Source organism: Rhizobium sp. P1_E6 (assembly GCF_056405875.1).
Window position 1 is genome coordinate 101,881 of record NZ_JBFUBG010000011.1, and the last position, 9,900, is coordinate 111,780.

Genomic DNA, 9,900 nt, shown 5'->3' on the forward strand with positions numbered 1-9,900 from the left:
CGACATCCGGCATTATCCAGGGCAATCCGTAGCTTAAGCCGGAGTGCTGAAGGCTTCCAGTCGTGCCTCGAACTCTTCCATGGTATCGAGAAACCAGCAGGTTGTGCCGCGATTGGCTTCAAGAATGAAGCTTTGCAGCGCGTTGCTGCCGGCAAGCTCGGCATCGATCCCGCCGATGATGGCGATGCGAACGCGGTAGTTGACGAATTTCTGGATCGCAGTACCTGCAATGCCCGAGCGGAGCGTCAGGAAACCCTCGGGCAGGCGAGCGACCGGCAGCACCACCCAATCGACGGCTTCGCCGAGCGCGTGGCCGATCAGATCGTTGATGCCGCTTTCAGCCGATAACGGCTTGCCATCGGGATTGCGGAGCAGCATGCGAAAGCCGTGCGAGAGCCTGATGTCATTGCTCACGGAATGTCCTTTCTCGTCGTCAGCGGAGCGCCTTCAGATAAGCGTCCAGGCTGTTCAACAGTTCCGCCGTATCCGACGGCGTGCCGATGAGGATGAATTTCTGGAGCCGCCGTTCCGCATCATAGGCGGCGTTGAACTGCATGGCGTGCGGACGGCGATGCCGCGAGATCAGCATGGCCTGCATCAGCACCGTCAGGCGGTTCGACATTTCGGCGGAGAGATCGGGCACCTCGACCACGCTGGTGACATAGACCTCGGCCTGCGAGGCCGGGGTGCTGTTGCTGACACCGGCGAAGGCTTCGAGGTCGGAGCGCAGAATGCGGTAGGATTTGCCGATGCGCGTGGCGCGCAAACGCTCTTCGCGGATGAGCCGCAGCACTGTCTTCGGGTGCAGCTTCAGCCGCTCGGCAGCCTGTTCAGCGGTGTAAAACTCTTCCGACATGATCCGTACTGTTCTCTATGGTAATCTTCTTTTAGAAGAATAAGGAATATTTAGGAATAATCCAGATCATATTCGCCTTGATGCGGATCAATGCGGAACTCCCTGTAGCCGCACATGCTTCAGCTATCAAACCGAACGGAGCGTGCCGTGGATGAGGCGATCAGGAAGACGATCCAGGCGATACTGGATGGGCAGCGGATCATGAGCGTTGCGACGCTCCGGCCAGACGGCTGGCCGCAGGCGACGACGGTCGGCTACGTCAATGACGGGCTGACGCTCTATTTCCTCTCCAGCCCGGACAGCCAGAAGGCCGCCAATCTGGCGCGGGACAACAGGATGTCGCTGACGATCAACCCGGATGCCGGCCAGCTGATGCAGATCACCGGCCTGTCGATGGCAGCGCATGCCGAGAAGGTGGAAGACCCTGCCGAGGCCGACAGGGTGCTCCAACTGATGCCGGCGAAATATCCGGTTCAGGAGAGTCTAGCGATCGCCATGCCGACGCGRGATCAGATCTGCATCTTCCGCGTCGTGCCGAAGGTGATTTCAGTGCTCGATTATTCCAAGGGGTTCGGACATACCGAGCTCGTCACGCCCTGATGCGGCGTGCCGCGCAGAAGCGCGGCAGCCTGCCTGGTGTTGATTGCGTGAAGGTCAGGCGCCCTTGGCGACTTTGGCAGCGCCCCAGAGCGAGCCGGGATTGGCACGGCTGGGATGGAGCGCCAGCATGGCGTCGAACAGTTCTCTCGCTGTCGTCGTTTCCAGCTCAAGCCTGTTGAAATCGCGTAGATATTGCTGGGTTTCGTCGATGATATCGGGATCGTCGTCATTTTCTGGGATCTTGTGGCCGGCGACGAYGGCCTTCGGCTTCAGCTCCTTGAGCCGGTCCAGCGTTTCGATCCAGTGCAGCCGGCTCTCCCGGGTGGTTTCGCCGAGGTAGCAGTGGATGCCGTTATAAACGACGTCTCCACCGACGATCAGCCCGATCGAGGGAACGTGGAGGGCGGTCGAGTGCGACATGTCGGTATGGCCGGCATCGATCGGGATCAGCCTGTGGCCTTCAAGCTCCAGTTCCGGCGCTTCCAACACTTCGGCGACAGCCATGTTCTCGGCGATTTCGCCGGGGAAGAGTTTGCGCCAGAAGCCGTCGAGCATGTCGGGGGCGCTCTGGCGGCGCATCGCCTCCACTACATTCGATATGGCGTAGGCCTTCGCATCAGGGAAACGCTTCAGCAATGTGCCGATGCCGAAGAAATGGTCGCCGTGACCATGGGTGATGTAGATCGCTTTCAGCCGCTTGCCGCTCGCTTCCACCCAGTCGGCGAGCGTCTTTGTCTGCGGTTCGGTCAGGAAGGTATCGACGAGCACGGCATCACGTTCGCCCGAGATCAGCGTGGCGGAATTAGCGACCCACTGAAGGGATGGATCGCCAGCCGGTACATCGCGGCTGAGGCCGGGGCGGCGGATTGTCAGGACATCATAGCGCAGGCTGGGAGTGGGGCTTGAGGTCATGGTGGCAATTCCTTGGAATAGTTGGAGTTAAGGCGGCTGGGTGAGCCGGAAAGGTCTTGATTTTTGCAGTCAGGCAATAAATATATGACCGGTCGTATTTAATTATTCAAGAGGAAACAAACATGGAAAAGCCGGCCCGCCGCGGCCCCAAGCCGAATATGCAAATGCGGGAGAAACTCATCGAGGCGGGTCTGAAGGAGATTCATGCCAATGGGTTTGCCGCGACCGGCATCCAGAAGATCGTCGATGACATCAAGGTTCCGAAGGGCTCCTTCTACAATTATTTCGACAGCAAGGAGGCTTTCGGAGCAGAGGTTTCCGATCGCTATTCCGAGCAGGCGCTTGCCCGGCTCGTGGGCTTTCTTGCCGATGCCGGCAAACCGCCCCTTCGCCGCCTCAAGGCCTATTTCGACGATCGCGTCGCATCCTTCGCCTTGAGAGGTCATACGCAGGGCTGCGTGCTCGGCAATTTCAGCGCTGAGACGGTCGACCATAGCGAGTTGATCCGCCAGCACGTGGCAGCGCATTTCAGCCGCTGGAGCGAGGTGATTGCGGCTTGCCTGGCCGAAGCGCAGAGAGACGGCACACTAACCAGAGAGCTGCCGGCCGGGACACTTGCCGATTTCATTCTGAACGGCTGGGAAGGGGCGCTTCTGCGCATGCGCGCGGAACGCAGCGGGGCGCCGCTCGAGACATTCAAGCACATGGTCTTTGACGTGCTGCTCCACGGCAAGGCGCATTGAAGCCCATTTACCTCGGTTAAGGAGAAATTTCCCTTCCGGTTCGGGCATTTACCATCTTTCCCGACGTCACAGATCGGCAATAGTTCCAGCTTAATTCCGACATGTTCGGGCTGAAGTTTCCGGCATCGATACGCGGGCGAGGGATCAGATGCCGGGCATTCTCATTGCAACCCTGTTGGCGACTGTTTCGGCCAAGGCGCCGATGGAATATGCCAGCGGCGATCTTCTCTTTTCGGATTGTGGCGGTTCGCGGCAGTTCGTCACCGGCTATGTTTCCGGCTGGCTCGACAAGTGGAATAGGGACGATTTTCTTGCGCGCCGCGCGCTCGCCGATGCAATCCACCGTCCGGAGGCAATGGTCAACTTCGCTCGTTTGGGCAATGGGATCGGCATGAATATCTGCCTGCCGCCGGGCACGACGGCCATCGTCATAGGCGACATGCTCTGCCGCTTCCTGCAGGACAATCCCGACGTCCGCGGGGGCGAGGGCGACGAACTGCTGATGACCGTCATCTCCCGCCGCTACAATTGCCGGGCGCAATAGGCGTCAGGCATTGCTGACAAGGATGGCGCCGCCGATGATAAGCAGGGTGCCGACAGAGAGTTTCATGAGATCGACCTCAGCAGCCTCTCCCAGAAACACCGCGCCGACGGTCAGCGTCACCAGCACGTTGCAGCTCCAGATCGGCGCGAGTTTGGAGACCGGTACGCCGTAGGCAAAGATCGCGAAGCTGATGAGGCCGGTGCCGACGGCGAAACAGAGGCCGGCGATGGCGGCAAAGCCGATGCCTTCTGCCGTCCAGGGCGCGGGGCGCCAGATCAGGGCGGAGATCCCGCCCGCAACTGCAAGCGTCAGGCCGAAGACGATGAGATAGGCGGAGGAGCCTGCGCCCGATACGGCGCTCTGCTTCTGGAAAATAGCGGTAATGCCCCAGAGAATGGCGGGGGCCACGCCGCCGACGAACAAGGGCCAGAATGCAGTCATCGTAAACTCCTGTCGCACCGGACATGCTGAGGCCTTCGGGGAAGGCGATCGGGATGTGGTGCCACCAGACTAGGAGTTTCTTCTTGTTCTTTGTGGTCTTGTTGTTTTGCTGAAAATTGGTAGATTCACGCGCCGTCAGCAAGCAGCCGGATGGCTGTCACGCCCTCTTTTCTGCCTGGGCGGTGGCCATGGCGATCTCGCCGACCTCGGCCAGCGTCACCTTCTGGAATTCCCGCTGCAGCGCCTGCTCGGCGCTTTGATAGGCAAGCTGCAGCTTGGCATTGGCGGCGCGTTCGACCGGGCAGGAAGGGTGATCGTTGGAGAGCGGCGCATCCAGAATGGTTTCGCCCTGCAGCGCGCGCTGCACATCCAGAATGGTGATCTCGGAAAGCGGTCTCGTCAGCGACCAGCCGCCGCCGCGGCCACCCTCGGATTCGACGATGCCGTGCTGGCGCAGCGACGCCATGGTGCGGCGAACGACGACGGGATTGGTGTTGAGCATCTGGGCGATGCGCTCGCTTGTTTCCCGGCCGCCAAGCAGCCCCATATGGACGAGAACGTGGATCATCCGCGCCAGTCTTCCGTCTTGTCGCATCTGTGCTTCTCTCCATAGCGTAACAAATAGTGTTACGGTATATTGACTTCCGTTTTCTGTAACGTAAAAAGATACGGAATTAAAGATTCGATGTCGCCCGGAAGCGATTTTTCCGAAGGGGACGGGCTTATTGTCGAGGAGGCAGCGATGCAGCAGCGCATGATTGAAACCGCAACCTTGAGGATGAACATTGCCGAAGCCGGCGAGGGGCCGCTGGTGCTGCTCTGCCATGGGTTTCCGGAGACCTCGCATGCCTGGCGCCATCAGATCACCGCACTTGCCGGGGCGGGCCTCCATGCCGTGGCGCCCGATATGCGCGGTTATGGCCGAACGGAAAGCCCTGATGAGACCGGCGCCTATACAGTCTTCGATCTCGTGGCCGACATGGTGGCGCTCGTCGATGCGCTTGGTGAGGAAAAGGCGGTCATCGTCGGCAACGACTGGGGTGCGACGGTTGCCTGGCAGGCCGCGCTGATGCGGCCGGACAGGTTCCGGGGCATTGTCGCAATGAGCGTGCCTCTCATGGGCCAGCCGCCCGTGCCGCCGACGAAAATCTTTCCGGCGACAGCGGATCACCTGCTCTATGTGCTCTATTTCCAGGAGCCGGGATTGGCGGAAGCCGAGTTCGAGCGGAATGTGGATGTCACGCTGCGCAAGATCTATGGCGCGGCCTGCGGCGACGCGGGTCCAAGACTGCCAGGCGACGGAACGCCCAATCCGTTCGGCATGGTCTCCCGCGCATCCGGTCTGCTTGCTGATCTGCCCAACCGGGAAACGCTGCCCAAATGGCTGCCGCAAGCCGACCTCGATGTCTTTGCCGATGCATTCAAGGCGTCAGGTTTTCGCGGCGGGTTGAATTATTACAGGAACCTCGACCGGAACTGGGAATTGCAGAAAGCTTTGGCGGGGCTGAAAGTCGAGGTTCCCGCGCTATTCATGGCTGGCGAACGTGACACGGGCCTTGCCATCCCCGGCATGCGGGAGATTATCGATGCGATGCCAGGGCTCGCGCCTGGTCTCAGGGCGACGCAGTTCGTGCCCGGTGCGGGCCATTGGCTGTCGCAGGAGCGGCCGGAGATCGTCAGCCGCGCGATTATCGATTTCGTGCAGGCTTCGTCACCGGTTTAATGCCCGTCATCCAGCATCGCCTCGAGCGTGGCGATCAGTTCGTGGTTGCCATTGCGATCATCGGCAATGGTCTGGAAGACGCCGGCCATGCCCTTGAAGATGAGGGCAGCGGGATCGTCGGCTCCGAGGAACTCGGAGATTTCTTCCATTTCCGCTACCCAGCGATAGGCCTTCGGAAACATGTCCGGAATGGACTGGCGCAGCCGCTTCAGATGCTCGGCCTGGCTTTCGGCCAGTTCCACCTTCAATGCCTCGCTGGCACCGGAGCGCGCGGCGGCAAGCAGCATGGCGGCGGAGAGGCCGGTGATGCCCTTGTTGATGCCGGCGTAACACATCTTCAAGGCGGAGGCGGCTCCAACAGGGCCTTTCACGCGGCGGATCTTCAGGCCGAATCTCGACAGCAGATCCGGCTCGCCGGCGAGCTCGCCGCTGAGGCAGACGACAGGGCCGGCCTTGCCGGGAACCGGTGGCCCACCAATGATCGAACCGTCGATTACCTTCGCGCCCGTGGAAGCGAGGCCTGCGGACAGCTTTTCCATGGTCTTCGGGCTGATGGCGTTGAGGTCGACGAAGGGCGGTTTCTTGCCGCTGTCGTGCAGCACCGGAGCAATGAGATCCGCGACCTTCTGCGCTTCGGCGGGCGGAACGATGGAGAGGATGATATCGGCCTCGGCGAATGCCGACAGCGGGGCGGCGGCGAGGCCCATTGCGCGGGCGCGTTCGATCGTCGCTTCACTGCGTCCATCGAGAAAAGTGATGACCTTGGCGCCGGACTCGGCGAGGCGGCGGCCAACGGCGCTGCCCATGGCGCCGGCGCCGAACAATGCGATGGTGGTGGACATTGGCGGATGTGACCTCTTTGGCGGGGATGCGGAGAGACTAGGGCGGGATGGTCGATGCTGCAAGGCAGGTGCGGCCTTCAGTCCGCAGCTTCGAGGCCAATCAGATCTTCGAGTCCGCCCTGGGTTCGAGCGTTTCGGCACTGGTGCTTGATGAGCAGGTGATGAAAGACACGATCATTTCACGCGACACTTGTTTCACGATGTGATTATTTCGACCGCCCGCTGCATCCATGCGGATTCCATAGGCAGAAGCTGCGTTTGGAATGGGGCAGCCATTTCCATTCGCTCGCGGTTCAACGATGTCGAAATTAGTCAATAAGCCTTCCGGACTGGAACTCATTGAAGAAACCACTCTGGACGGCTTTCGTGATTGGCAGATCCAACTGTTCGGAGGCCAGCTCGGCGGTCTCCCGCAACCTCTTATCGACGCCATCAATGATCCGGCGACGACCCTTGCTCCGCTATTAAGAGGGATGCGGCCCGGTGATCAGCTATGGCTGTGCCGTAGCGAAAAGCGAGGCCCACTCTACGGACACGAAGGGATTGCCGTTGTCCGAGACGGGCGGCCCATGATCTACATGTGCATCTGGAACTATTGAGACCCCATCACTGTACGATGAGGTTCTTAGAGACAAACAATTCAGGATAGCGTGGTTTGATGCGGCTAGCTCCACGACGGACCGTGAGTGCTCTTGCGATCCTGCTATTTGTTGCGCTGGGTTTGATCATCTATAGCGGGTTCGCGGCGAATGGCCATATTGATCGGTGCGCGGACGAGACTTCGGGCTCATATATTTGGGATCAAGTAGCCCGCGAGGCAGCCTGCAAAGAACCTGACTGACGCAGACGAAAACCGGGCTGCGGAATACCCTAATCCCGCATCCTCAGCTCATCCGTCTGCATCTGCAGGGAGCCTAGCGTTTCCAGAAAACTCATGCCGAGCAGGCTCTGGTCGAGCCTGCCGTCTTCGGCAACGGACGCGGCGAYATTGCTGCGCACGATCGGGCCGATTGCGACCTGATCGAGGGTTACAGGGGCGGCGCGGGCGCGACCGTTGGCAGTCATCACGGTCATGGAATAGGTGAGCTGTTTCGGGTCGATGCCGATGCGCAGCGCATCGGCATGCGACAGCGCCACCATGCTGGCGCCGGTATCGACCAGCATCGGCACGGACTGGCCGTTCACCGAGACCTCGGCCTCGAAATGGCCGTTCAGCATCTTGTGGACGATGACTTCCTCTCCGCCTTCACTCGTCGTGACGACCACGGCGCGGCCCGGCACGAGGCCGGCGAGCAGCCGGTTGCCGACTGCCATCGCATCCTGACGGTAGAGGTAGGCGGTAGCGAGCGCCAGGATGATGACGAGCCAGATCATCAGCTGGCGCAGGGTCTGGCCGATATTCTGGCGGCTGCCCCAGATGCCGGCCGCCAGCATCAGCGCGATCGGCAGCAGGTAGACGAAGCGGCCGAAATCGTCGCTTGCCAGTCCGAAGATGCGGCTCTGGTCGCTATTGAAGAGCAGGACGGCGAGGCCGATGCCGATGACGGCAAGCAGGAGAACGAGGCGCATCAGCCGATGGTCTCCAGCATTTTGGTCGATTCGGGAGCGAGTGCCGCGAGCCGGGAGGGCAGATCTTCCATGATGGTTTCACGCTCCTCGTCGGAAAAGCGCATCCAGCCGGCGATCTCATCCGTTGTGCGGCCGCATCCGGTACAAAGACCGGTGAGAGGATCCAGGGAGCATACGCGGATGCAGGGTGTTCGCATGGGCGATATATCGGAATTTCAGAGGGCCATGGCAAGAGCGCAGAAGGCTGCGACCTCGCAAATCTGCTGGGTAGCGCCGAGCGTGTCGCCGGTGTGGCCGCCAAGCCTGCGGCGAATGAACCAAGTGAAGGCGAGCGTCGCGAGACCGGCGGCGAGAAGGGCCGAGACGAACGGCAACAGACCGAGTGCCGGCCAGACGAGGATGGCAGTGATAAAGCCTGCCGTCACCAGGGCGATCTGCATGGTGACTTCCGCTGGGCTTCCGGCGGAGGCGGCCAACCCATCCGGCTTTGCGGCGGGAAGGCGCTGCCAGTGCCAGGCGATGGCGCCGCGGCTCAGCGCCGCGACGGCAGGAATGGCAAGCGCAGTAGCAAGGGGCGATGCTTCACGGGCAATCGCTGCAAGCGCCGAAGCCCGCAGCGCGAAGGAAAGGATGAGGGCGATCGCGCCGTAGCTGCCGATGCGGCTGTCCTTCATGATAATAAGGCTCTGGTCGCGGGATTTGCCACCGCCTATCCCGTCCGCAGTATCGGCAAGCCCGTCCTCGTGCAGCGCGCCGGTCAGGATCGTCTGTACGGCGAGTGCCACGAGCGCCGCCATCAGGCGGTCGGTACGAAACGCCAGCATCACGAGGAAGACGAGAGCGGGCAGGGCGCCGATGACGAGCCCGGCCAGGGGAAAGACACGGACCAGCCGGCCAAGCTTGCCGTCATAGCCGGCAAAGAGCCATGGCGGCATGGGAATGCGGCTCAGGAAAGCCACGGCGCGCGCGGCATCGACCACGATGTTCTTTATCATTGCTGGGATCATTCTCTGCTGCCCCCGTCTCTCCGCAGCGTCTTTGTCTCCCTGCGGCTTTTGGCGCTGTGTGCTTTTTCACATTGTTCGCCTGGGCCGCTCGCTTTAAGAGAGTCGCCACGCAAAGAACCCGATTTGCCGGGAAAAGACAAGAATACAAGGAAAGCCATTCAGATGAGCGTTTCAGGCCTGCCGTTCGACGATTTTCGCGCCCTTCTTCGTGACCTGCCGGGACCGGATGGTCGCGCGCTGGTCGCCGCCCGCGAACGCGACGCGCAACTGACGAAGCCGCCGGGTGCGCTTGGACGACTGGAAGAGATCGCTTTCTGGCTCGCCGCCTGGACGGGCAAGCCGCCCGCCGTCAACCGGCCGCTGGTCGCGATCTTCGCCGGCAATCATGGTGTCGTGAAGCAGGGCATCACGCCTTTCCCGCCTGAAGTCACGCAGCAGATGGTGGAGAATTTCGCGGCAGGCGGGGCGGCGATCAACCAGATCTGCGTTGCCTATGATCTGGGACTCAAGGTCTTCGACCTGGCGCTCGATTATCCGACAGGCGACATCACCCAGGAAGCAGCGCTGACGGAACGCGATTGCGCCGCCACCATGGCTTTCGGCATGGAAGCGATTGCCGGCGGCACGGATCTGCTCTGCATCGGCGAAATGGGCATCGGCAAC

Annotated in this window: 16 protein-coding genes; 7 read left to right on the forward strand and 9 right to left on the reverse strand. The window is 61.2% G+C overall.

Features of this window, described 5'->3' with window-relative positions; all coding sequences use genetic code 11:
* Positions 1-33: 33 nt before the first annotated feature.
* Positions 34-414, reverse strand: a complete 381-nt coding sequence (locus AC1D35_RS08870; protein WP_113307675.1) for a DUF4180 domain-containing protein — start codon at positions 412-414, stop codon at positions 34-36.
* A 19-nt stretch (positions 415-433) separates the two neighbouring features.
* Positions 434-856, reverse strand: a complete 423-nt coding sequence (locus tag AC1D35_RS08875) for a helix-turn-helix domain-containing protein (protein WP_113307676.1) — start codon at positions 854-856, stop codon at positions 434-436.
* A 147-nt stretch (positions 857-1,003) separates the two neighbouring features.
* On the opposite strand from AC1D35_RS08875, the gene AC1D35_RS08880 reads away from it, so the two are divergent.
* Positions 1,004-1,456, forward strand: coding sequence for a pyridoxamine 5'-phosphate oxidase family protein (locus AC1D35_RS08880; protein WP_113307677.1), 453 nt, complete (start codon positions 1,004-1,006; stop codon positions 1,454-1,456).
* A 54-nt stretch (positions 1,457-1,510) separates the two neighbouring features.
* Here AC1D35_RS08880 and AC1D35_RS08885 read toward each other — a convergent pair whose 3' ends face one another.
* The gene (locus tag AC1D35_RS08885) at positions 1,511-2,368 is read right to left on the reverse strand and encodes an MBL fold metallo-hydrolase (protein ID WP_477938524.1); all 858 of its coding nucleotides are present in this window, start codon (positions 2,366-2,368) and stop codon (positions 1,511-1,513) included.
* Between the two features lie 122 nt (positions 2,369-2,490).
* On the opposite strand from AC1D35_RS08885, the gene AC1D35_RS08890 reads away from it, so the two are divergent.
* Together AC1D35_RS08890 and AC1D35_RS08895 are read left to right on the forward strand one after the other, a co-directional pair.
* Positions 2,491-3,111, forward strand: a complete 621-nt coding sequence (locus AC1D35_RS08890; protein ID WP_113307679.1) for a TetR/AcrR family transcriptional regulator — start codon at positions 2,491-2,493, stop codon at positions 3,109-3,111.
* A gap of 148 nt (positions 3,112-3,259) precedes the next feature.
* Positions 3,260-3,655, forward strand: coding sequence for a Rap1a/Tai family immunity protein (locus AC1D35_RS08895; protein ID WP_113307680.1), 396 nt, complete (start codon positions 3,260-3,262; stop codon positions 3,653-3,655).
* A gap of 3 nt (positions 3,656-3,658) precedes the next feature.
* On the opposite strand, the gene AC1D35_RS08900 is transcribed toward AC1D35_RS08895, so the two are convergent.
* Positions 3,659-4,096 (reverse strand): efflux RND transporter permease subunit, encoded by a 438-nt coding sequence (locus AC1D35_RS08900; RefSeq protein WP_113307681.1) that lies wholly within the window; start codon positions 4,094-4,096, stop codon positions 3,659-3,661.
* 157 nt (positions 4,097-4,253) lie between these two features.
* Positions 4,254-4,691, reverse strand: coding sequence for an Rrf2 family transcriptional regulator (locus AC1D35_RS08905; RefSeq protein WP_037102938.1), 438 nt, complete (start codon positions 4,689-4,691; stop codon positions 4,254-4,256).
* Positions 4,692-4,838: 147 nt separating this feature from the next.
* On the opposite strand from AC1D35_RS08905, the gene AC1D35_RS08910 reads away from it, so the two are divergent.
* Complete coding sequence (locus AC1D35_RS08910; protein WP_113307694.1) at positions 4,839-5,819, forward strand: alpha/beta fold hydrolase; 981 nt, start codon at positions 4,839-4,841, stop codon at positions 5,817-5,819.
* Here the strand turns inward: AC1D35_RS08910 and AC1D35_RS08915 are convergent.
* A complete protein-coding gene (locus AC1D35_RS08915; protein ID WP_113307682.1) occupies positions 5,816-6,661 on the reverse strand; it encodes an NAD(P)-dependent oxidoreductase in 846 nt (281 codons plus the stop codon). The genes AC1D35_RS08910 and AC1D35_RS08915 overlap by 4 nt on opposite strands.
* 47 nt (positions 6,662-6,708) lie before the next feature.
* On the opposite strand from AC1D35_RS08915, the gene AC1D35_RS08920 reads away from it, so the two are divergent.
* The gene (locus AC1D35_RS08920) at positions 6,709-6,867 is read left to right on the forward strand and encodes a hypothetical protein (RefSeq protein ID WP_162747279.1); all 159 of its coding nucleotides are present in this window, start codon (positions 6,709-6,711) and stop codon (positions 6,865-6,867) included.
* A gap of 93 nt (positions 6,868-6,960) precedes the next feature.
* Positions 6,961-7,260 (forward strand): hypothetical protein, encoded by a 300-nt coding sequence (locus AC1D35_RS08925; RefSeq protein ID WP_113301470.1) that lies wholly within the window; start codon positions 6,961-6,963, stop codon positions 7,258-7,260.
* Between the two features lie 271 nt (positions 7,261-7,531).
* On the opposite strand, the gene AC1D35_RS08930 is transcribed toward AC1D35_RS08925, so the two are convergent.
* The 3 genes from AC1D35_RS08930 to AC1D35_RS08940 are packed head-to-tail and all read right to left on the reverse strand — an operon-like array spanning position 7,532 to position 9,225.
* Positions 7,532-8,230, reverse strand: a complete 699-nt coding sequence (locus AC1D35_RS08930; protein ID WP_477938525.1) for a TIGR02281 family clan AA aspartic protease — start codon at positions 8,228-8,230, stop codon at positions 7,532-7,534.
* Positions 8,230-8,427, reverse strand: a complete 198-nt coding sequence (locus AC1D35_RS08935; RefSeq protein ID WP_113301468.1) for a DUF1289 domain-containing protein — start codon at positions 8,425-8,427, stop codon at positions 8,230-8,232. Before AC1D35_RS08935 ends, AC1D35_RS08930 begins: the two co-directional genes overlap by 1 nt.
* An 18-nt stretch (positions 8,428-8,445) precedes the next feature.
* A complete protein-coding gene (locus AC1D35_RS08940; RefSeq protein WP_113307685.1) occupies positions 8,446-9,225 on the reverse strand; it encodes an adenosylcobinamide-GDP ribazoletransferase in 780 nt (259 codons plus the stop codon).
* Positions 9,226-9,399: 174 nt separating this feature from the next.
* Here AC1D35_RS08940 and AC1D35_RS08945 point away from each other — a divergent pair.
* Positions 9,400-9,900: nicotinate-nucleotide--dimethylbenzimidazole phosphoribosyltransferase (locus AC1D35_RS08945; RefSeq protein WP_477938526.1), on the forward strand; the 501-nt coding region annotated here is incomplete at its 3' end.